This window comes from Paraliomyxa miuraensis (genome assembly GCF_026337845.1).
Taxonomy (GTDB): Bacteria; Myxococcota_A; Polyangia; order Nannocystales; family Nannocystaceae; genus Paraliomyxa; species Paraliomyxa miuraensis.
This window is the reverse complement of the sequence record NZ_JAOVZF010000161.1, coordinates 106071-127565: the sequence shown is the minus strand read 5'-3', so window position 1 is coordinate 127565 and position 21495 is coordinate 106071. Positions and strand designations below refer to the sequence as shown.

General features: G+C 69.2%; 14 protein-coding genes. 6 read left to right on the top strand and 8 right to left on the bottom strand.

Annotated elements, in window-relative coordinates; genetic code table 11:
• Window positions 1-98 precede the first annotated feature (98 nt).
• On the top strand, window positions 99-1091 hold the full coding sequence (locus OEB96_RS35960) for an MYXO-CTERM sorting domain-containing protein (RefSeq protein WP_266221396.1): 993 nt from the start codon (window positions 99-101) through the stop codon (window positions 1089-1091).
• A gap of 45 nt (window positions 1092-1136) precedes the next feature.
• Here the strand turns inward: OEB96_RS35960 and OEB96_RS35955 are convergent, their stop codons facing one another.
• Together OEB96_RS35955 and OEB96_RS35950 are read right to left on the bottom strand one after the other, a co-directional pair.
• Window positions 1137-1862, bottom strand: coding sequence for a response regulator transcription factor (locus OEB96_RS35955; protein ID WP_266221395.1), 726 nt, complete (start codon window positions 1860-1862; stop codon window positions 1137-1139).
• Window positions 1859-2779, bottom strand: coding sequence for a sensor histidine kinase (locus tag OEB96_RS35950; RefSeq protein WP_266221394.1), 921 nt, complete (start codon window positions 2777-2779; stop codon window positions 1859-1861). Before OEB96_RS35950 ends, OEB96_RS35955 begins: the two co-directional genes overlap by 4 nt.
• A gap of 267 nt (window positions 2780-3046) precedes the next feature.
• Between OEB96_RS35950 and OEB96_RS35945 the strand changes: the two genes are divergently transcribed.
• The gene (locus tag OEB96_RS35945; RefSeq protein ID WP_266221393.1) at window positions 3047-3352 is read left to right on the top strand and encodes a ferredoxin family protein; all 306 of its coding nucleotides are present in this window, start codon (window positions 3047-3049) and stop codon (window positions 3350-3352) included.
• An 81-nt stretch (window positions 3353-3433) separates the two neighbouring features.
• Here OEB96_RS35945 and OEB96_RS35940 read toward each other — a convergent pair whose 3' ends face one another.
• Together OEB96_RS35940 and OEB96_RS35935 are read right to left on the bottom strand one after the other, a co-directional pair.
• A complete protein-coding gene (locus OEB96_RS35940; RefSeq protein ID WP_266221392.1) occupies window positions 3434-6310 on the bottom strand; it encodes an MYXO-CTERM sorting domain-containing protein in 2877 nt (958 codons plus the stop codon).
• A gap of 180 nt (window positions 6311-6490) precedes the next feature.
• The gene (locus OEB96_RS35935; RefSeq protein WP_266221391.1) at window positions 6491-8236 is read right to left on the bottom strand and encodes an MYXO-CTERM sorting domain-containing protein; all 1746 of its coding nucleotides are present in this window, start codon (window positions 8234-8236) and stop codon (window positions 6491-6493) included.
• A 510-nt stretch (window positions 8237-8746) separates the two neighbouring features.
• Here OEB96_RS35935 and OEB96_RS35930 point away from each other — a divergent pair.
• Window positions 8747-9799: a peptide-N-glycosidase F-related protein gene (locus tag OEB96_RS35930; RefSeq protein WP_266221390.1), complete on the top strand. Its 1053-nt coding sequence runs from the start codon at window positions 8747-8749 to the stop codon at window positions 9797-9799.
• A gap of 9 nt (window positions 9800-9808) precedes the next feature.
• Here the strand turns inward: OEB96_RS35930 and OEB96_RS35925 are convergent, their stop codons facing one another.
• Genes OEB96_RS35925 through OEB96_RS35915 form a run of 3 tightly spaced genes read right to left on the bottom strand, consistent with a single transcriptional unit; the run spans window position 9809 to window position 15151 of the window.
• Entirely contained in the window at window positions 9809-10603 is a 795-nt protein-coding gene (locus tag OEB96_RS35925) for a hypothetical protein (RefSeq protein ID WP_266221389.1), read from the bottom strand.
• Window positions 10603-11658 (bottom strand): AAA family ATPase, encoded by a 1056-nt coding sequence (locus tag OEB96_RS35920; protein ID WP_266221388.1) that lies wholly within the window; start codon window positions 11656-11658, stop codon window positions 10603-10605. Before OEB96_RS35920 ends, OEB96_RS35925 begins: the two co-directional genes overlap by 1 nt.
• A gap of 28 nt (window positions 11659-11686) precedes the next feature.
• On the bottom strand, window positions 11687-15151 hold the full coding sequence (locus OEB96_RS35915) for an amidohydrolase family protein (protein ID WP_266221387.1): 3465 nt from the start codon (window positions 15149-15151) through the stop codon (window positions 11687-11689).
• Window positions 15152-15309: 158 nt separating this feature from the next.
• Between OEB96_RS35915 and OEB96_RS35910 the strand changes: the two genes are divergently transcribed.
• From OEB96_RS35910 to OEB96_RS35900, 3 genes are read left to right on the top strand one after another with little or no spacing between them, the layout of a single operon-like run.
• Window positions 15310-17040, top strand: coding sequence for an alanine/glycine:cation symporter family protein (locus tag OEB96_RS35910; RefSeq protein WP_266221386.1), 1731 nt, complete (start codon window positions 15310-15312; stop codon window positions 17038-17040).
• A gap of 13 nt (window positions 17041-17053) precedes the next feature.
• Window positions 17054-18142: an amidohydrolase family protein gene (locus OEB96_RS35905; protein WP_266221385.1), complete on the top strand. Its 1089-nt coding sequence runs from the start codon at window positions 17054-17056 to the stop codon at window positions 18140-18142.
• Window positions 18139-20097, top strand: a complete 1959-nt coding sequence (locus OEB96_RS35900; RefSeq protein ID WP_266221384.1) for an AMP-dependent synthetase/ligase — start codon at window positions 18139-18141, stop codon at window positions 20095-20097. Before OEB96_RS35905 ends, OEB96_RS35900 begins: the two co-directional genes overlap by 4 nt.
• Before the next feature lie 21 nt (window positions 20098-20118).
• Here OEB96_RS35900 and OEB96_RS35895 read toward each other — a convergent pair whose 3' ends face one another.
• Entirely contained in the window at window positions 20119-21453 is a 1335-nt protein-coding gene (locus OEB96_RS35895) for a hypothetical protein (RefSeq protein WP_266221383.1), read from the bottom strand.
• Window positions 21454-21495: the final 42 nt, after the last annotated feature.

Below are 21495 nucleotides of genomic sequence, written 5' to 3'. Positions count from 1 at the left end.
GAGGCCGTGACGGTTCGGTCCGGAGCCGGAGACCTGGGGAAGCGAAGCCGCCGCTGCGGCGGCTCCTACCTCCACTACTCCCTAAGGACACCGAAACCATGCGCGCATCCCTGGCCCTGGGCCTGTTCTCCGTCTCCCTTTCCTTCTCCTCGCTCATCGGCGGCCCCGCGATGGCGGCCACCGCCAACTGCATGAGCCCCGACGGCTCGTGCGAGGTCAGCAACGACTTCGAGGACACCCTCAGCTGCATGTGCGCCGACGGCAGCGGCGGCGGCATGGTCGGGGGCATGGCGTGGGCGGGGCTCTCCGAGATGGAGCTGCAGCTGGTCTGCGACGACCAGCTCGCGCTCTTCTGTGGCGCCCCTCCACCACCGCCCGGAATCCCCTGCGGCACCGCCAGCGGCGACTGCGTGATCTCCAACACCCCCGAGGACTTCATCAGCTGCGAGTGCGCCGATGGCAGCGGGTTCGGGTTCGGGGGCGGCAACGCCTGGGCCGGCCTGTCCGACATGGAACTCGTCGACGTGTGCGAGGACGTCGTGGACATGGAGTGCGGTGCTCCTCCGCCTCCGCCCCCGGGCGAGCTCGAGTGCGGCAACGACCTCGGCACGTGCACGATCACCAACGACCCCGCGGACTTCATCGAGTGCGCGTGCGCCAATGGCCTGGGCTTTGGTGGGGGCGGCGGCAACGAGTGGGCCGGCCTCTCCGAGGAGGAGCTGCTGATGGTGTGCGAGATGCAGCTCGAGGAAGGATGCACCGAGGGCGGGGAGACCGAGGGCGAGACCGGCGAGCCGGGCGAGACCGAGGGTGATACCGAGGCGGGCGGCGACACCGACGGTGCTACCAGCGGCGGCTCGACCGGAGGCGAGGGCCTGGACTCGGGCGAAGAGGGCGGCTCGACGGGCACCGAGCCCGGCACGACCGGAGGCGAGGGCGCGACCGATGGAGACACTGAAGGGGCCAGCGGCGGAGCCGGCGACGACGGCAGCAGCAAGGGCTGCTCGGTGACCGCGGCCCCGGCCCCGAGCTGGGCGCTGGTGCTGCTGGGGCTCTTGGGGCTGGGTCGCCGTCGCCGTCGTGCGGCGTGAGCCCTGCGCGCTTGCAGCAGGGGCGTCGAGGGCCGCCCGGGCGCCTCATGGCTCGGGCGGCACGAACTTGTAGCCGGCCCCGCGCACCGACACGAAGTAGCGCGGTCGCTTGGGTTCGGGCTCGAAGTGCCGGCGCAGCCGCATGATGAAGTTGTCGACCATCCGGCGGTTCGGATAGTTCTGCAGCTTCCACACCTTCTCCTGCAGCTCCTCGCGGTCGAGGACGCGGCCGGGGTTCTCGGCAAAGTAGCGCAGCAGGTCGAGCTCGAGCTTGGTGAGCTGCCGTTGCTCGCCGGCGATCTCCACCCGATGGGTGTCGAAGTCGATGGTGGCATCGCCCAGGTGCAGCACCGACAGCTCCTGGTCCTGGTGCTGCTCCCACGAGCGGCGCCGCAGCAGCGATCGAACGCGAGCGAGCAGCTCTTGCAGCTCGAAGGGCTTGGTCACGTAGTCGTCGGCTCCCACGTTGAGCCCCTCCACGCGATCCTCCACGGCACCGCGGGCGGTGAGCATGAGCACCGGGGTGCGGTTGCCGGCGTCGCGTAGCTTCTGGCACAGGATGAAGCCGCTCATGTCGGGCAGCATCACGTCGAGGATGATCGCGTCGTAGTGCTCGGGCTGGATCATCAGGCTCGCCGCCTCGCGCCCGGAGCGGGCCACGTCGACCACGTAGCCCTCGAGCTCGAAATTGAGCTTGAGCCCGGCCGCGAGGTGCTCCTCGTCTTCCACGATGAGCAGGCGAGGGTCGGCGATCGGCAGCTCCGGACTCATGTAGGGGCGTCTTCCGCGGTCGAAGGGGAACGGGCGGTGCGCGAGTGGAGCACGCGCGAGGGGAGGGTGACCACCATGCAGGTGCCCTTGCCAGGGCCGGGGGAGTGTGCGCGCAGCCGCCCGCCGAGGCCGCGCACGAGCGAGGCCACCACGAACAGACCCAGGCCGGTGCCCCGGCGCGTGCGCACGGCCTCGTCGTCGACCCGATAGAAGCGCTCGAACACCCGCTTGAGGTCGGCCTTGGGAATGCCGACGCCGTCGTCCTCGACCTCGATCGATACGGTGTGCCTGGAATCCACGGTGGCGCGCAGCCGCACCGCGCGCGGTGGGTCGGAGTACTTGACCGCGTTGTCGAGCAAGTTGCGCAGCACCAGCTCGAGCGCCACCGGGTCGGTGTGCAGCACCATGTCCTGCGGCACCTCCACCGTGATGGGCTCCTGCTCGATGTGGTGGCGCTTGGTGACGGTGGCCACCGAGCGCTGCACCAGCGCCTCGAGCTCGAAGGCCTCGATCGGGCGGGCGTCCTGCCCGTGGGCCAGGCGGTTGCTCTCGAGGATGTCGTCGACGAACGCCGACAGCCGCTCGATGTCGTCGAGCATCATCTCGCGCAGCCGCTGGCGCTGGGCCGGCTGCAGGCCCTCGCGGGCCTGAGTCTCGAGGCACAGGCGCAGCGAGGCCAGGGGGCTGCGCAGCTCGTGGGTCACCGAGTCGATGAAGGAGGTCTGGCGCCGCACCTCTCGGATCTCGCGGGCGAGGAACACCGAGAACAGCACCAGCACCGTCATGATGGTCACGAACGAGATGATTCCCGCGATCATCAGCCAGGCATTGCCCTCCCAGCTTCGGGTGAGCACCTGGTTGCGGTAGATCACCAGGATCCACCCCACGAGCAGCGCCACCGACAGCGCCACCGCCACGGAGCTGAGGATGATGGGTCCGGAGATGGACCGTGTCGGGCGGGCGAGGCTCACGGAGGTCCCCCCCCGCGCTGGCAGCCTGCGGGTCGGTTCGGATCGTGCAAGCGGGGCGGCCCGGGCACGAGCCCAGGTGTATCACCGGCGGAAGAAGCTGGCCTCCGGGCGCCGTGGCGCCCTCGTCGGCGCAACCCCGCCTCCGAGGTGGGCGAGGCGGGCAGACCGTGGTAAACAACGCGCCGGGCGCAGAGCCCTTGCCAAGGAGCGCGCATGACCTTCGTCGTCACCGGAAATTGCCAACGCTGCCGCTTCACGGACTGTGTCGCCGTGTGTCCCGTGGAATGCTTCCACGGTGACAAGGAGATGCTCTACATCGACCCCGATGAGTGCATCGACTGCGGCGCGTGCGTCCCGGAGTGCCCCGTCGAGGCCATCTACGACGAGACCGAGCTTCCCGAAGAGCTTCAGAAGTGGAAGGACGTCAACGCCGAGAAGGCCCCGGGCTTGCCCGCGGTCACCGAGACCGGGGAGCCGTTCCCCGGCGCCGAGGAGCGCAAGAAGGAACTCGGGTTCTAGCCGCCTGCGGGCTGCGAACGAGGAACGGCGCCGAGCCCGAAGCCCGGCGCCGTAGCGCGTGTCGTCCGAGGACCCGCGGGGTCAGGCCCGGCGGCGCCGTCGGAGGGCGCCCAGGCCGAACACCGCCAGCATCGACCACAGCGCGTTGCTGCCGTTGCGGTCGCCGCTGGTGGAACAGCTGCAGCCGTCGTCGCCCACACCCGGGACGCTGCCGCCCGTCTCGGTGTCGGTCTCGCCCCTGCTGGTCGAGCCGTCGTCGGCGGGCGTCGTCACCGGACCGGGTCCACCACCGGTGCTGTCGACCCCCGAGCCGCCACCCGACGAGTCCGCATCGGTGTCGCTGCCCCCGGTGGTGCCCGTCATCTCGTCGGTGCAGTCGGCCGCGCAGCCATCGCCGTCGTCGGTGTTGCCGTCGTCGCACTCCTCGCCCGCGGTGGCGTTGATCAGGCCGTCGCCGCAGGTCGCGATCGTGCAGTCGTCGTCGCAGCCCTTGGACTCGCCGCCGTCGTCGCACTCCTCGCCGGCGGTGGTGTTGGCCAGGCCGTCGCCGCAGGTCGCGGTGGTGCAGTCGTCGTTGCAGGTCTCGGACTCACCGCCGTCGTCACAGTCCTCGCCGGCGGTGGCGTTGACGACCGAGTCGCCGCACATCACGTCCGTGCAGTCGTCGTCGCAGGTGGCCGACTCGCCGCCGTCGTCACAGACCTCGCCGGCCGTGACGTTGATGACGGCATCGCCGCACATGGCATTGGTGCAGTCGTCGTCGCACGTGTCGGTCTCGCCCGGCATGCCCATGCCGTCGCCATCGCACTCCTCACCCGCGGCCATGTTCACCATGCCGTCGCCGCAGGTGGCGGCGGTGCAATCGACGTTGCACAGCGGGGAGCGCCCGCCGTCGTCGCAGGTCTCGCCCGCGGTGGTGTTGACCGTCATGTCACCGCACATGGCCGCGGTGCAGTCGTCGTCGCAGGTGGCCGACTCGCCGTTGTCGTCGCACTCCTCTCCCGCGGCCATGTTGATGATGCCGTCGCCACAGGTGGCGAGCGTGCAGTCGGCGTTGCAGGTGGCCGACTCGCCGCCGTCGTCACAGGCCTCGCCGGCGGCCATGTTGACCACGCCGTCGCCACAGGCCGGGAGGGTGCAGTTGGCGTTGCAGGCGGCCGACTCGACGGTGGTGTCACAGGCCTCGCCGGCGGTCGCGTTCGTCACGCCGTCGCCGCACAGGGCCGCCGTGCAGTCGTCGTCACAGGCGGCCGACTCACCGCCGTCATCGCAGGTCTCGTTCGCCGTTGCGTTGATGATGGAGTCGCCACAGACCGCGTTGGTGCAGTTGGCGTTGCAGACCGACGACTCACCGATGTCGTCGCAGTGCTCGCCGGCGGTGCCGTTGACGATGCCGTCGCCGCACGATGCGAACGTGCAGTTGACGTTGCACATGGCGGTCTCACCCCCGCCGTCGCAGTCCTCGCCGGGATCGACCACCCCGTTGCTGCACGCACCGCACACGTTGGGATTGCGCGGGCTGTCGGTGGCCGGCATGGTGGCGATGTCGTCGTTGCCGATCTGCCAGACCCCATCGCCGTCGGGGCAGCGATAGAGCTGGAACGCCCCGTCGATGCCGTCGTCGACTTCCTGGCACAGCGGCCCGGCGGCGCAATTGAGCGGGGGGCCGTAGGGGAGGTCGGTGCTGGGCGGGTGCACCACGGCCACGGTGTCGAGCACCGCGCTCCACGGCGTGACGTCGAACACGCCGTCGGCGTTGGCGTCGAGGTTCTGGTTGACCGTGCCGGTGAACCCGCCCACCAGCATGTGGGTGACGGTGTCGACGTTCTCGAAGTTGAGCGAGGTGGTTACGTTGGACCCGCCGAGCGTGAACGTACCCTCGGCCACGACCAAGAAGCCCGAGGGCGGGATCGCGCGGCCGCTGAGGTCGACGGCGGCCTCGACGGTGCCCGTGGGCGTGTCGCCCACCACCAGGTACTGGACGTCGGTGAGGAGGGTCCCGGGCGGTCCGGCGAGTTCGAAGTACTCGTCGTTGTCGGTGCCGGTCTGATCGATGCGGATCTCGTTGATGCTGACCGCCGGCGGCATGCCGCACAGCACCCCGCACGCGGTCGCGGCCTCGCCCGCACAGACGGCATCCCACTCCATCGTGCAGCAGAACTCGTCGAACCCGCACACGGCGTCCTGGCACGTGGGGTTGGTGCAGCCCGGGGTTGCCGTGGGGCTCGGGCTGCAGCAGTTGCTGTCGGGCGCTGGGCCCAGGATGTACTGCACCGCGGTCAGGCCCGGGATCACGCTGCCACCGGTGTTGCACACGTAGTTGAGGCCGAGGCTGGCATTCTCGTTCTGGATGCCGAGGGTGCTGCTGAGGCCGTTCTCGGCGTCGACGGCCACCATCGTGAGGATGGTGAAGTCGTCGTGGAACAAGATCGCCTCGAACTCGACCGGATCGGCGCCTCCGGCCGGGAAGTGCTCGCCGACCCACTGGAACACGCTGATGCCGGCGGTCTCCCCCGGGAAGCCGGCGGCCGCGGCGGCGACCTCGTCGAGGTACTGGTAGTAGACGTCGCTGATGAAATCGTCGTGCAGGGCGGCGATGCGGAAGCCTCCGCCGCCGGCCGCAAACGGTATCGGGCAGTCGTTGCTGAAGTCGGAGTCGGTTCCGGCCGTGCTGGTGATGAAGCCGTTGGTGCTCACTCGCACGTCGTTGACGACCACGCCGTAGAACTCGAACGGGGCCCCGAGCGCGAATGCCGGAGCGAGCTGATCGTCGCCGGTGGCGACCATCATCCCGGTGGCGGTGATGTCGACGTAGTCGAAGGGGGCGCCGTCGTTGTGATCGACGAGTCGGTAACCGAATGCGTCGGGCCCGTCGATGGCGGCCTGCGCATCGCCGGAGGCGAGGGCAGCAAGGGTCGCGATGGAGACGGTGGTCAGTGAGGAAGTCGTTCTACGCATGGCCAGCGTCGAGCGTATCGCAGGCCGATCGGGCGTCGGGCGAAAGACGGCCCTGCGATCGCGGCTGCGCGGTCACATTCCTGCCGCAGCCAGTCGCTGTCTCCGTCGAGCGGCCCGTGCGTGATTTGCACGGGCCAGGGTCGAGGGACGAGCGCGAGATCGTCCCTCGCGCTCGTAGGGCTAACTCCGACGACGCCGACGCAGGGCACCCAGGCCGAGCAGAGCGAGCACCGACCACGGCATTCCACGACCGCCACCCGGCTCGGGTGTCGAGCAGCTGCAGCCGTCGGTGGGCGGCAGCACCCCGCTCGTGTCGGTGTCCGTGTCTCGGCCGCCCGAGGAGTCGTCGTCGCCTGCGCTCAGAGTGTCGGGACCGGGACCCATGGACGTCGCCCCGGTGTCTGCGTTGCCGGAGGTTCCGGCCGTCTCGTCGGCGCCGGTCTCGAGCCCCGTGTCGGTGCCGGTGCTCTCGTCGCCCCCGGTGCTCCCGGGCTCGGCCTCCTCCATGCAGTCCACGGAACAGCCGTCGCCGTCGTCGGTGTTGCCGTCGTCGCACTCCTCGCCGGCGGTGGCGTTGAGCGTGCCGTCGCCGCACGTGGCGAGGGTGCAGTCGTCGTCGCAGCCCTTGGACTCGCCGGCATCGTCGCACTCCTCACCGGCCGTGGCATTGGCGAGCCCGTCGCCGCACATGGAGTTGGTGCAGTCGGCGTCGCAGGTCGCCGACTCGCCGGCGTCGTCGCACTCCTCACCGGCCGCCGCGTTGAGCACTCCGTCCCCGCAGCTCACGGCGGTGCAGTCGGCGTTGCACGTGGCCGAGCGTCCACCGTCGTCGCAGGTCTCGCCCGCGGTGGTGTTGACCACCGTGTCGCCGCACATCGCCGCGGTGCAGTCCACGTTGCAGGTCGCGGTCTCCATGCCGTCGTCGCAGGCCTCACCCGCGGTGGCGTTGACCACCATGTCGCCGCAGGCGGCCGCGGTGCAGTCGGCGTCGCAGGTGGCCGTCTCGCCCGCCAGGCCCATGCCATCACCGTCGCACTCCTCGCCCACGCCCACCACTCCGTCGCCGCACATGGCACAGATCGCGCAGAGCTGGGCCGACTCGTCGGCACAGATGCCGTCCCACGCAGTGTCGCAGCAGAACGGATCGATCCCGCACACCGCGGCCTCGCACGCGGCATCGAGACAGCCAGGAGTGCCCGTGGGGCTCGCGGTGCAGCAATCGCTGTCGGGCGGGATCATGGGTGGGGTCAGCGTGTAGAGCACGGCCGTCACCCCGGGGATCACGTCGCCCGCCGCGTTGCAGGTGTAGTTGAGACCGATGGACGCGTTGCCGTTCTGGATCCCCATCGTGCTGCTCGAGCCACCATTGGTGTCCTGCTCGACCATGGTGAGGATGGAGAAGTCGTCGTGGAAGAGGATCGCCTCGAAGCTCACCGCATCGCCGCCGCCCGCGGGGAAGAACTCGCCATTCCACTGGAACACGCTGATGCCGGCCGTCTCGCCGGGGTAGCCCACCCCGGCGGCGGCGACCTCATCGAAGTACTGGTAGCGAACGGTGGAGATGAGGTCGTCGTGGAGCGCCGCGATCCGAAATCCCCCGCCGCCCGCCACGATGGGAAGCGGGCAGTCGTTGGAGAAGTCGGAGCTGGTGCCCGTGGTGCTGGTGATGAAGCCGTTGGTGCTCGGCCGCACCTGGGTGACCACGTTGCCGTAGAACGTGAACGGGGCACCGAGGTTCATGGCGGCGACGAGCACGTCGTCGCCGTTGCCGAGCATCACTCCGGTCGCGGTGATGTCGACGTAGTTGTAGACGGTGCCGTGGGCTTGATCGATGAAGTAGTAGCCGAAGCCGTCGGGTCCACCGAACGCAGCCAGGGCCTCGCGGCTGGTGAGCCCCGCGAGGCAAGCGAAGCAGGCAATCGACAAGGAAGAGATGCTTTTGCGCATGGCAGTTGACCAGCGTATCGCGGCAGGACCCGTGCTCGTGGGCGAAAACGTGCGGCGACGATCACCGAGCGCGTGTCGACTCGAATCGGAGCGTCGGGTGCCGAACTCGTCGGCGATGCTCGTCGAGATGATGAGGCGACGATGCCGATCGCGAGTCGTGATCGGAGGCCAAGTTTCCGAAGCGCCGTCTCGCGGCGCTCGACGATCCGTCGGTGGCAGACGCGAACGCGTGTGCGCGCTCCGGTCGAGGTCGCTCGAGGCCGCGTAGGGCCCCTCCTGACCGCCTCTGCGGGCCCACGCCGCGGCGCGCCCACGGCACGCGCGGCTCGTGTTCCACTCGCTGGCATGTTGCCCAGGAGCGCTCGTATCTCCGTGCTGATCGCCTCGTCGATCCTCGTCCTCGCTTGCGGAGACCCGCCGCCGCCTTCGGGGAGTGGGGGCAGCACGAGCGGCGAGAGCACCTCGACGACCACGTCCGATGGGACCACGATGGCATCGACCACCGCCGGCGAGTCGACCGCGATGGCCGACGGGGAGAGCAGTGGTTCGACCACCGGCGCACCGCCCGTCGAGCCCGGGCCCGACACGAGCGTGGCCGCCTTCGACGGGGCGCACGTCTACTTCCTGGGTGACGACAACATGCGATCGATCGACGTCGAGGTCGAGTTCCCGCCGGCCATGTTCGGCTACGAGTCGGTGACGCTCGAGCTGGGCCTGCGCTGTCCCAATGGTCTGTGCGACTGGTGGGACCGCTTCGGCAACATCGCGGTGGTGGAGGACGCGGGCACCGAGCAGGAGCGGGTGATCGAGGTCGCACGCTTCATCACGCCCTACCGGGTGGCGGGGGAGTGGTCGATCGACGTCAGCGCCCTGCGACCGCTGCTCTCCGGGCCGCGAACGCTGCGGGTGTTCATCGACACCTGGGTGGGGCCGGGGCACGCCAACGGCGATGGATGGCTCGTCGATGCTCGCTTCGACTTCGTGGGCGGAGTGCCGGCCGAGTTGCCGGTGGAGGTGATCCCGCTGTGGCCATACGCGGAGGCGACGATCGGCGATCCGATGCTGCCGGTCGATGGCCAGCTCGAGCCGACCATGGCAGAGATTCCCGACTGGGCCTCGCGGGTGGAGCTCCGATCGGTCATCACGGGGCACGGGCAGGGCAACCTCGACAACTGCGCGGAATTCTGTGGCCTGACCCACGGCTACCTGGTGGGCAACGCCGCGGTGCAGCGCCTGGTGTGGCGAGACGACTGCGCAGACAACCCCATCGACAACCAGCAAGGCACGTGGACGTATCCGCGTGCGGGGTGGTGCCCCGGGGCCGATGTGATCGCGTGGGTCGAGGACGTGACCGGCGGCGTGTCACCCGGCGACGCGGTGCAGGTGCTCTACGATCTCTCGGACTACGAGAACACGTGCCGGCCGGACTCACCCGTGTGCATGGGCTGCGCGCTGGGGACCGGCTGCGACTACGACGGCGGAGCCCACACGCCGCCGGTGATCAAGATGTCGGCGATGCTGGTGGTGTACCGGGCGACCTGAGGGGGTGGGTTACTCCCCAATCTGCTCCCCAATCTGCTCCCTAGTCTGCTCATAGCCGCGGAGGATTGCGTCGAGGCCCGAGGTGGAGAGCGAGTTCTCGAGCGCGGCCGCGATCTCGGGATCGTCCCAGACGTTCGAGAGGAACGCATCACAGCCGAGGTCGGCGTACCAACCGGCCATGTAGGACCACGAGTGCTCCTTGGCGGTGCGGCGTGGCGGTGGTGCCGGGCGGGCATCGAGCCACGCTTGGACGGCCTCGGCCCGTTCCGGATGGACGCTCTTGATGGCCGTGGAGACGAGGCGCTCGAGCGTGTGAGCGTCGGGTACGCCACGGCAGTCCTCGGACTCGCAGGTCCACAGGGCCAAGTGAACGAGCACCCCCGAGGACAGGGCCCACGAGGAGCCGCTGCGCGTGGTACCTGGATCTCCGCTGAGCAGGCGAGCGTTCACCGATTGCTCGCGACGTGCGATGCCATCCGCCAGCTGGGTTCCATCGACGTCCACGTCGAGCACGACGACGATCTCATCGGGGTCGGGAGGGGTCACACGCCGTGCCAACCGACCGATCTCGTTGAGCAACAAGTCGTCTCCGTGCATGGGGCGCAGCTCGAGGAAGGTCGAATCGTGGGGGGACGAGAACGCGAAGCGCCCGCCCTCTACTTCCTTCTCGGTGACGGGGTTGACGATGGCGTGCTTGCGGCCCGACTTCCTTCGGCCGGGAACCTGCCACCCGCGGTGAAGGAGCCATCCCTTCAAGAAGGCGCGGTCATGATACCCTTCCACGTAGATCGCCACGTTGCGCATCAGCGAAGGTCCTCGGACAGCGTCGTGCGAGCTTGTTCGGCGTCGGATGCTGGAATTTCTATGGACATGAGTCGCCCGTCTTGGAGGCGAACCTTCTGCAACGTCATCATGCTCGGGTCCTCGACCTCCTCGTCCGTCAGCTCCGCGAGCAGTCGGTCGATGAGCTCGAGGCTGTGAGTGGTGGCGATGACTTGGACTCCCCGTCGCACCGCCGCGACGATCGCCTTGGCACAAGCGGACAGTGCGCGTGGGTGCATGTGGGTCTCCGGTTCCTCCAGCAAGACTGTTCCACCTGCGGGGCTCGACAGCTCGAATGCCATGCGCAACAACGCGTGAATGCCGTCACCCGCGAGGCTGACGGGCACCGGAGGCGTGGACTTGTTTCCGAACAACAAGAACAGTCTCGGGACGCTCTTCTCGGTCAAGATCTCGATGTCCTCGAGGTCGGGAATCACCGACCTCGTGCTCTCGAGCAGCTCGTCCCGCCACGGCGATCTCTTGGCCTGCGTGAACAGGTCGTGGAGAGGTTGCCCCCCGGTAGGATCGATGAGCCGAAGCGGTGCCAATTCCAGGTCCATCTCGACATCGTAGGGGAGATACTCGTTGTTCGCTGCCATTGCTGTCGCCGCGAACGCATCGGCTTCATCCGTTCTGGGCATGGGTGGGACTTCCCGGTAGATGCGAAACGCGCTGTATGGGCCGGGCGCTCCGTGCTTCGATAGCTTCTCATTGGCTTCACGTACGACGAGCACGGAATCCCAGTGAATACGACGCGTGACACGTGTCCCGTTGGTCCACTCGACTTCGACCCTCGCCGCGTTCTCCTCGCTCCCTCCCCGAATCAGCCACTGTGCACCATTCCAAGTGTGTGTGCGATGCTTCGTCACGGCTCCAGCGGCCGCCGCTGGGTGGCGCGCCCCGCCGATGTACGCCCCCTCGAGCACCGTGCTCTTCCCGCTGCCGTTGGGCCCCACCAGCACCACGAGCTTGGTCAGCCCGTCGATCTCCCCCTCGCGGATCCCCCGAAGATTCTCGATCTTGATGCGCCTCAGCATGCCTCGCCTCCTCGTCTCGCTCGGTCCGTCAGTGCCGCCCGAGTCCGCAGCTGCACCCGGGTCCGTGGTCCACCGTCATCCCACCCCGTGCCGAGCTGCCGCCCTCGCGCTCCCAGAACAGCGGCTCTCGCTTGCGCTCGCGGTTGCCGATCTCGTTCATGGTCTTGGCCTCGTACACTCGCCCGTTGATCATCGTGTAGAGCACGTCGTCGCTCTTGCGGATGTCCTCGAGCGGGTTGCCGTCGATCACGACCACGTCGGCGAGCTTGCCGACCTCGATCGACCCGATGTCCTCGTCGAGACCCAGATAGCGCGCGCCGTGCAGGGTGGCGGCGCGCAGCGCCTCGTGGGGGCTCATGCCGCCCTGCTCGAGCATCCAGATCTCCCAGTGGGCGGCCAGGCCCTCGCGCTGTCCGTGAGCGCCGATGTTGACCTCGACGCCCGCGTCGAGCAGGTGCTTGGCCGTGCGAGCGATCTCGATGTGGTTCCAGTCGCCGCGCGAGGCGAGCTGACGCCGGCGAGACCGCGGCTGGAGCACGAACGGCGGCACGTAGCGGCGCAGCAGCTCGTGCTGCCACACGTTGCTGTGCGCATACCAGTAGTACTCGCCGGAGAGCCCGCCGTAGCCCACCACCAGGGTGGGGGTGTAGCCGACCTCGGTGCCGCCCCATAGCTGCTCCACGTCGTCGTAGGCGCGGGCCACGGGGATCGCGTGCTCGACTCCGGTGTGGCCGTCGACCACCATCGTCATGTTGTGCTGGAACAGCGAGCCGCCCTCGGGCACCACCATCATCTGCAGCTCGCGGGCGGCGGTGAGCACCTGCTGCCGCTGCTCGCGGCGCGGTTGGTTGTAGCTCTTGACACTGAACGCGCCCACCGCCTTCATGCGCCGCAGGTGACGGCGCGCGTCGTCGAGACCGTCGACCTCGGCGGTGAAGGAGGTGTGGGCCCCGTAGAGGATGGTGCCGGTGGAGAAGATCCGCGGCGCCACCAGCAACCCCGCGCGGGCCATCTCGGCGGCCGCGAACACGGTGCTGGTGTCGTTGCTGGGGTCGTGCACGGTGGTCACGCCCAGCGCGAGCTCGGCCAGGTGCAGCCAGTTCTGCTGCGGGATGAACCCATCGGTGCCCTGCGAGCCGTGCGCGTGCACGTCGACCAGGCCGGGGATCAGGGTCTTGCCGCTCACGTCGATGGTCTTGGTGCCCGCCGGGATCCGAACCTCACCCTGCTTGCCCACCGCCACGATGCGGTTGCCCTCCACCAGCACGGTGCCGCGCTCGATGACCTCCTGGCCCTTCATGGTGATCACCCGGCCGCCGGAGAGCGCGATGCGGCCCTTGGGGACGTCGGAGGTGACCTCGAAGGCCAGCGAGACCCCGGTGGTGGGAGGCTCGGGGAGCTCGGCCGGGGCGCCCTCCATGAATGCGAGTGCGTCCTTCAGATCACGGGTGTAGAGCTCGGGGCCGAGCGACCAGTGCAGGGTGCTGGAGTCGCCCGACCAGTGCACGTCGTTGCCGGCATCGCGGGTCAGCCTGACCTGCGGCACGTCCTCGCTCTTGGGACCCACGTCGACGGCCTTGCCGGTGGCGACGAACGGTCGCACGTAGGCGTGGAAGCGCTCGGTGAACGCCACCCAGCGCTCGTCGGGCGAGATCGCGAAGTCCGAGGCCCACTCGCTGCTCAGGTGCGTGCGCTCCTCGTGGCCCTGTAGATCGACGCTCTCGAGCACGAGCTTGCGCTTGCCGCCCGGGCCCTCACCTCCCCTTCGAGAGGCCACGTAGAACACGCGGTCGCTCTTCGCCCCGAACTGCGGGTGCTCGCCCTCGCGGACGATCAGCTTCATGTCCTCGGGCTTCTTGGCCCCCGAGGCCGGCAGCGCATAGAGCCCGGGATCCCGTGACCACCGCCCCGATCGCAGGTACCCGCCGCCACCGCGTCGCACGACCACCGTCTTGCCATCGGGGCTCCACACGGGCTCGGCGTAGTGACCCGGTTGCGGGCTGATGGTGCGAGCCTTGCCGCCGCCGGCCGAGACCACTCGCACACTGCCCAGCGCCTCGTCGTCCCAGGTGGTGAAGGCCAGCTGCTTGCCGTCGCGCGAGAACGCGGGATAGTGCTCGAACACGTCGTCGTCGCGGGTGAGGCGGCGGCTCTCGTTCGTGCTCGGGTCGTGCACGTAGAGGTGTCCGAGCGCCTGGAACACCACGCGCCCGCCGGTGGGCGACACGGTCACCCAGCGCAGCATCTTGGTTTCGAACTTCTCGGGGTGAACCTGCACCGGGAAGCGCACCGCCTCGATCACCGTGCGCGTGTCCTTCACGCGGAACGGGATCGGCTTGGCCTCGTGCTTGGTCACGTCCACGCGGTGCAGCTTGCCGCCGGCCCAGATCACGATGCCCTTGCCGTCGGGCGTCCAGGAGAACGCCGGGTAGACCCCGTGGATCGCCCAGGTCTCCTGCATGTCGCGGTCGAGCCCGGTCATCACCGCCTGCTCGGCCCCCGACTCGAGGTCGTAGACGAACAACACGGTGCGCAGGCCCTTGCGGCGCACATAGGCCAGGCGCTTGCCGTCGGGCGCGGGCACGGGACGCACCGCGCCGCCGGGCCCGGACAGCAGCGTCTCGGTGCGCTGCTCCTCGAGATCGCGACGCATGATCGCGTAGATGCCCTGGTGGGGATCCTTGTTGTACTCGAAGAACGGCCCCGGGGTGACGTCCTGGCTGTAGTAGAGCCAGCGGCCGTCGGGGGAGAACGCGGGCTCGCCCACGTCCTGCTGGTCGTTGGGCTTCTCGGTCAGCTGCACGCCGCCGCCACCCGTGACGTGGTAGAGCCACATCTCGCCGCTGCCCAGGCTGCGCTCGGCGGTGAAGTGCTTGTGCGCCACCACGAACTGGCCGTCGGGAGAGAACGAGGGACTATTGACCAGTCGGAAGCTCTCCTTGGTCAGCTGCCGCGGCTCCGTGCCCTCGGACTCGGCGTCGCCGCTCGCACCGAACGGGATCATCCAGATGTTGTCGCCGCCGCCTCGATCGCTGGTGAACACGATCCACCGACCATCGGGGGAGAAGCTCGGCTGCATGTCCCACGCGAGGCCCGAGGTCAGCGGGCGCGCATCGCCGCCCTCGATGGGCAGCGCGTAGAGATCGCCCAGCAGGTCGAACACGATCGTCTTGCCGTCGGGGCTGACATCGAGGCTCATCCAGGTGCCCTCGGTCACGTCGAGACCCACCGACTTGGTGGGGCCGAAGGGCTGGCTCACGTCCCACTTGGGTTCGTCGCCCTTCTTGGCCCCCTCGCCCTCCTTGGTGGGCTCGGGTGCCTTGGCCACGGGGCCGACCCGTGTTCGTGGAGCTGCGTCCGCGTCGACCATGGGGCCGGTCTGGCCGTCGGGCGCCTCGCTCGTCTGGCCGCGTGACTTGCAGGCGAGCACCAGCGCCAGGGCCGACACGAGCGTGGGCATGCGGCCACGGAGGAAGCGGGAGGGGATGAACATCGCGCGCAGGATGACATCCCGGCTTCGACCCCGGCAAACCCACCGGGGGGCTCGACCGCCGGCTTGCCTCGGGTGGCCCCCGAGGGGGATGCTCGTTGCGGGCGGCTCGCCCCGCGCGGCCAAGAGGTGGCGCTCATGCGGGTACCCCCTTCGCGACCATGGAAGCGCTGCAATCGCTCGTCGAGACCCTCAACTTCTACATCTGGTCGTTCGGCATTCCGGTGGGAGGTCAGACCATCCCGCTGGTGGTGCTGGCGCTGTTGGGAGCCGGGGTGTTCCTCACGCTGCGCCTGGGCTTCGTGCAGCTGCGCCGGCTGGGACACGGGGCCGCGGTGGCCACCGGTCGCTACGACGACCCCGACGATCCCGGCGACGTCAGCCACTTCCAGGCGCTCTCCACCGCGCTGTCGGCCACCGTGGGCATCGGCAACATCGGCGGGGTCGCGATCGCGATCCACTGGGGCGGACCGGGAGCGCTGTTCTGGATGTGGATCACCGCGCTGCTCGGCATGGCCACCAAGTTCGCCGAGGTCACCCTGGCCCAGCGCTACCGGCAGGTCGAGGAGGACGAGGGCGGCAACACGGTGGCCGGCGGTCCCATGTACTACATCGAGCGCGGCCTCGGCCCGAGCTGGCGTCCGATGGCGCTGTTGTTCGCGATCATGCTGGGCCTGACCGCCTTCCTCACCGGCAACGGGGTGCAGGCCAACACGGTGGCCGACACCATCGAGGCCGTGTTCGCGATCGATCCCGCGATCACCGGGGCGGTGACGGCCGCGCTCGTGGCCGCGGTGATCCTGGGGGGCATCCGTCGCATCGGCCGAGTCACCGCGGTGCTCGCTCCCGCCATGGCCCTGCTCTACGTGGCCGGGGCCTCGATCATCCTGGTGATGAACGCGGGGCAGATCCTCCCCACGCTGGGCCTGGTGGTGCGGGAGGCGTTCCAGCCCTCGGCCGGGGTGGCCGGCACGGGGGTGGGGGCGATCCTCGTGACCATGATGTGGGGGGTCAAGCGCGGCCTGTTCTCGAACGAGGCGGGCCAGGGCTCCGCGCCCATTGCCCACGCGGCAGCCAAGACCGACGAGCCCGTGTCCGAGGGCGTGGTGGCGCTGCTCGAGCCGTTCATCGACACCATCATCATCTGCACGATGACCGCGCTGGTGATCGTGATGACCGGGGTGTGGACCGAGCGCGTGAGCACCGAGGTGACCCTGGGCGGCGGCGACGTGGCCTGGGTGACGGCCACCGCCGACGGCGGCTGGGAGCCGACCTCGGAGCCGGCCTCGGTCTCGGTGGAGGATGGCACCCAATTCGACGGTGGGCTCGGTGGGGGGCTCGATGGGGCGACCAGCGGGGGCACCGGCGGAGGCACCCGGGTGGCCTGGCACGACGTACCCGTGGAGCGCCTCTACGAGGACGAGGCCAAGTCCCGCCCGTTCTCCGGGGTGATCGATCCCAAGACCGGCCAGGCCACCGCCCATGACGGCACCACTCATGCCTCGCTATGGGGCGACGCAGTCGAGAGCGGAGCCCCGCTGACCATGCTGGGGTTCCAGCGGGGGCTGTCTCCGCTGGGGGACTTCGGTCACTACGTGGTGCTGCTGTGCGTGCTCCTCTTTGGCATCTCCACCGCGATCTCGTGGAGCTACTACGGCGATCGCTGTGCCCACTACGTGCTGGGAGCGAAGGCGGTGCTCCCCTACCGCGTGGTCTTCGTGGGCATGCACTTCATGGGGGCCGTGCTGCCGCTCAAGGTCGCGTGGGAGCTCGGCGACGTGATGATGGGCATCGTGATCCTCCCCAACCTCATTGCGCTGGTGTTGCTGTCGCCCCAGGTGGCCGAGATGACCCGCGACTACTTCCGGCGCAAGCCGTGGCAGAATCCGTGAGCTGGGGGCGCCCATGGATTCCACCTTCCCCATCATCGATCCGCACATCCACCTGTGGGACCCGGGGCGGCAGCCGCGGATCGCCACGCCGTTCGTCAAGCTCCTGGGCTGGAACGCCGACCTGTTGCACACGGTGCCGCGGCTGGTGCTCCCCGAGGCCGTCCGCGAGTTCGTGGGCCGTACCGACTACCTGGTGGCGCCCTACCTGCCGCCCGACTACGCCGCCGACGTGGGGCACCACCAGGTCGAGGGCTATGTCTACGTGGAGGCGAGCTGGATGGGGCGGGGACGCATGGCCCAGGCCGACGAGACGCGCTGGGCCGAGGCGCTGGGCCGTCAGCACGAGCGCTCGGGGGAACCACGGCTCTTGGGCATCGTGGCGGCGGCCGATCTGCGGCGGCCCGACCTCGCGCGGCTGCTGCAGGCCCATCGCGACGCCAGCGACCGCCTGTGTGGCATTCGCGACAAGCTGGCGTGGAGCCCCACCCGCGGGGTGATGGACTTTGCGCCCGCTCCGGCGCTGATGGGCGATCCGGCGTGGCGTCGCGGGTTCTCCTCGCTCGCCGATCACGATCTGTCCTTCGATGCGTGGATCTACCTCGAGCAGGCCAACGCGCTGGTGGACCTGGTGCGGGCGTACCCACGCGTGCGGGTGATCGTCGATCACCTCGTGACTCCCGTGGCGGCCGGCGGTCCGTTCGCCGGGCGGGGGCTCGACGAGGCGGCGCAGGCCGCCATTCGAGCCCAGTGGCGCGACGTCGTCGCACGGCTGGCCGAGCACCCGCAGGTGAGCGTCAAGCTCTCGGGGATGTTCATGCCGCCGGTCGGCTGGGACCTCCATGGACGCAGCGCGCCGGTCACCACTGCGCAGGTCCGCGATGCCCTGGCCCCGTTCGTGGAGCATGCGCTCGCGTGCTTCGGGGTGGAGCGCTGCATGTTCGCCAGCAACTTCCCCATGGACAAGGTCTCGCTGGGCTTCGAGCGCCTCTACGACGCCTACCGCGAGCTGGTGGCCGGGCGTCCGCTCGCCGAGCAGCGGGCCCTGTTCCACGACAACGCGCTCGCCTGCTACCGACTCTCGCGCAAGGACCCGCCCCCATGAACCTCGATCACTTGTCTCCTCCCGTTCGCCTCACCGAGGGTGTCGCCAAGGGATCCTCGAGCATCGGTGACATGTTCGAACGTCGGGTCGCGGCGTCTCCCCACCGCCGGGCGTGGCGCGCCAAGCAAGCCGGAGGCTGGAGGGAGTCGACGTGGCGAGAGGTTCGTGATCAGGCGGCAGCGGTGGCCAGCTGGCTCTGCGCTCGTGGCCTCGAGCTCGGCGACACGGTGCTGGTCGTGGGCAGCACGCGCTCGCAGTGGTACCTGTGCGATCTCGGGGGCCAGCTCGGGGGACTCGTCACGGTGGGTGCCTACCCCACGCTCTCGGTCGAGCAGCTCGGCTACGTCATCGAGCACAGCGACGCCAAGGTGGTATTCGCCGAGGGCGCCAAGGAGGTCGCCGCGGTGCGCGAGGTCGCGGCACGGTGCCCCAAGCTCCAGTGCATCGTGGTGTGGGAGCCCGATGGGATCGAGCCTGGACACGCGCCTGGACATGAGCCTGGATACGAGGTGGTCCCGTTCTCCGAGGTGCTGAAGGCCGCGGTCGACGAGGACGAGCTGCGGCGGCGTCGCGAGGCGATCGAGCCCGACCACGTGGCGATCGTGGTCTACACCAGCGGCACGACCGGCCCGCCCAAGGGGGCGATGCTCACTCAGGCCAACCTCCTGGCGTTCCTCTCGGGGGGCGTCGGGGTCGAGTTCGACGAGGACGACGAGAACCTCTCGTTCTTGCCCATGGCCCACGTGGCCGAGCGCATCGCCGGGTTCTACATGCGGGTCAACGTGGGCATCTCCACCGCGCTCGCCAGCAGCGTTCCCGCCGTGCTCGAGGAGATCAAGGAGGTTCGGCCCACGCTGTTCGGCGCGGTGCCGCGGATCTTCGAGAAGGCCTACGACCGCATCCAGGCTCAGGTGGATCAGGCGCCGCCCATGCGGCAGAAGGTGTTTCGCTGGGCCGAGGGTGTGGGGCTCGCGGTGGTCGATCGCTGGCAGCGAGGCGAGCCGGTGAGGCTCTCGCTGCGCCTCCAGTATCGGCTGGCCGATCGCCTGGTGTTCTCCAAGATCCGCGAGGTCTTTGGTGGTCGCGTGCGCATGTTCGTGACGGGGGCCGCGCCCATTCCCTCGCAGGTGCTGCGGTTCTTCTGGGCGCTGGGCTTTCCCGTGTTCGAGGCCTACGGTCAGACCGAGGCCACCGTGATCACCCACGTCAATCGCCCCGGGTCCACGCGGCTGGGCTCGGTGGGGCGGGCGCTGTCGTTCATCGAGCACCGCCTGGCCGACGACGGCGAGGTGCTGGTCCGGGGCCCGTTGGTGTTTCGCGGCTACCACAAGAACGACGATGCCACCCGCGAGGCCATCGACGACGACGGCTGGCTGCACACGGGTGACATCGGCCGCATCGACGACGACGGCTACCTCTACATCGTCGATCGCAAGAAGCACATCATCATCACCGCGGGCGGCAAGAACATCACCCCGGCTAACATCGAGAACGAGGTCAAGGCGCAGGACCCCATCATCTCGCAGGTCCATGCGCACGGGGATCGGCGGCCCTACGTGAGCGCCATGGTCACGCTCAGTCCCACCGACGCGCTCGACTGGGCGCAGGGCAAGGGGATGATCGGGGCCGACGAGGTCACGCGCATGAAGGCCGAGCTACTGGCCAACCCGCTCTCGCGGCCGGAGGGGCTCGACGAGCTGCTGGCCGAGGTGGGGCGCCGGCCCGAGATCCGCGACCGGGTGCTCGCGGCGGTGCGGCGCGCCAACGCCAAGCTCTCGCAGGTCGAGAAGGTCAAGCGCGTGATGGTGCTCGAGCGCGAGCTGTCGATCGAGGAGGACGAGATCACGCCCACGCTCAAGGTCAAGCGCAAGAACATCGAGAAGGGGTTTGCGGAGCGCTTCGATCGGCTGTATGCGGAGGATGGGTACGGGTTGACGGTGGAGGGGAAGGGTTAGGGCATCCACGACGAGCGCAGATCAGTCCCCCACCGCGCGGTGCCAGGCCTCGGCGGCCTTGTCCTTGGTGCTCCGACCCAGCGCTCGCGCGGACTCGACGGTCGACGCGGTCAGCTCCTCGAGCTGCTCGGTCGACAGAGCGCCCTCGAGGCGGTCGACCTCGGCTCGGACCTCCGCATCGAGCTTCAGGAGCGCTCGCCCCGACTCGGTGGCCTGCAGCTCCTCGCGCCAGCGTACCTTGGCCAGCACGCGCAGCAGGTAGCTGCCCACGATCTTTGCCATGAGGATCTTGTCGGTCACGCGATTGAGGGCGCTGTCCGGGTCGCGATCCTCGAGCGCGGCGATCGTGTCCCGCACGAGCGTGCGCGCATCGTCGTCGAGCAGCGGGCTGCCCTCGAGCTTGCGCAGGTTGGTGAGGGCGCGCTCGCCGTCCTCGCGACGGATGCCCACGTAGGCGCCGATGAGCCACACGCCCTCGTCGTCGAGGCCGAGGGTCTGGGCATCGGTCAGGAACGCGTCGAGATCGTCGAGCGAGGCTTCGTCCTGGTCCTCGATCTCCATGCGTGCCACTCCCCGCAGGAGCACCCCCGGCGCGTGCCACTGGGCATGGACCACGTCGTCGTTGGCCGAGACCTCCGGTCCGCCGAAGGTGCGGGTGAATGCGATCACCTCGGTGCTGTGGTCCTCGAGGTCGGCGAGGTAGGCCGTGGTTTCCTCTTCCGTGAGATGGACCCAGCGGTAGCGATAGAAGGCACCGGCTCGGATCAGCCGGGCTCCCATGCGCACCCCGTGGTCCTGGATGCCAGCGGGATCGAGCTGGCCGATCTCGTAGATCACGAACCCTTGCGGCGCCACCGAGCTGCTGCTGGTCCACAGGAGCGCCAGCACCAGGTGCTCCCACGACGAGTCGTACCAGCGCAGCGCCTCCACCGTGGCGGGGTCGTTGCCCGAGGCGGTGACGATCTGCTGTAGCAGGGTGGGGTAGTCGTCCTCGTTGGCGACGCGCAGCTCGGCCCTCAAGTCGTAGAATTCCTTGGCCAGCGCCACGTAGTCGGCCGCGGTGGGCTCGGTGTCGGGCCGACCTTCCGAGCCCTTGGCGAGCAGCCGCGCGAAGATGCGAGCGGTGAGCTGACGGATCTTGGTCGCGGATGGATCGGTGGCGATCCCTGCCTCGAGTGGAGCCGAGCGCAGTGTGACCTTGAGCCCGCGGTAGAGCACGGCTTCACTGGTCTCCCCGGCTTCGCGCAGCTCTCGGCGCTCCCGCTCGATGGGGGACTCACAGGTGAAGATGCCGCAGCCCGTGAGCAACAGCGCCACCAGGGACACGACCACTTGCCACCCGCGCAGGCCTTGCATGGGTCCACCATGCCGGGGTCGGGCAGCGGGGCGCAAGCCGTC

Bases quoted from the DNA above. Each gene is read 5' to 3' on its own strand.
- OEB96_RS35960 (WP_266221396.1), top strand. From the start codon at position 99: ATGCGCGCATCCCTGGCCCTGGGCCTGTTCTCCGTCTCCCTTTCCTTC.
- OEB96_RS35955 (WP_266221395.1), bottom strand. From the start codon at position 1,862: ATGAGTCCGGAGCTGCCGATCGCCGACCCTCGCCTGCTCATCGTGGAA.
- OEB96_RS35945 (WP_266221393.1), top strand. From the start codon at position 3,047: ATGACCTTCGTCGTCACCGGAAATTGCCAACGCTGCCGCTTCACGGAC.
- OEB96_RS35940 (WP_266221392.1), bottom strand. From the start codon at position 6,310: ATGCGTAGAACGACTTCCTCACTGACCACCGTCTCCATCGCGACCCTT.
- OEB96_RS35930 (WP_266221390.1), top strand. From the start codon at position 8,747: ATGGCATCGACCACCGCCGGCGAGTCGACCGCGATGGCCGACGGGGAG.
- OEB96_RS35925 (WP_266221389.1), bottom strand. From the start codon at position 10,603: ATGCGCAACGTGGCGATCTACGTGGAAGGGTATCATGACCGCGCCTTC.
- OEB96_RS35920 (WP_266221388.1), bottom strand. From the start codon at position 11,658: ATGCTGAGGCGCATCAAGATCGAGAATCTTCGGGGGATCCGCGAGGGG.
- OEB96_RS35915 (WP_266221387.1), bottom strand. From the start codon at position 15,151: ATGTTCATCCCCTCCCGCTTCCTCCGTGGCCGCATGCCCACGCTCGTG.
- OEB96_RS35910 (WP_266221386.1), top strand. From the start codon at position 15,310: ATGGAAGCGCTGCAATCGCTCGTCGAGACCCTCAACTTCTACATCTGG.
- OEB96_RS35905 (WP_266221385.1), top strand. From the start codon at position 17,054: ATGGATTCCACCTTCCCCATCATCGATCCGCACATCCACCTGTGGGAC.
- OEB96_RS35900 (WP_266221384.1), top strand. From the start codon at position 18,139: ATGAACCTCGATCACTTGTCTCCTCCCGTTCGCCTCACCGAGGGTGTC.
- OEB96_RS35895 (WP_266221383.1), bottom strand. From the start codon at position 21,453: ATGCAAGGCCTGCGCGGGTGGCAAGTGGTCGTGTCCCTGGTGGCGCTG.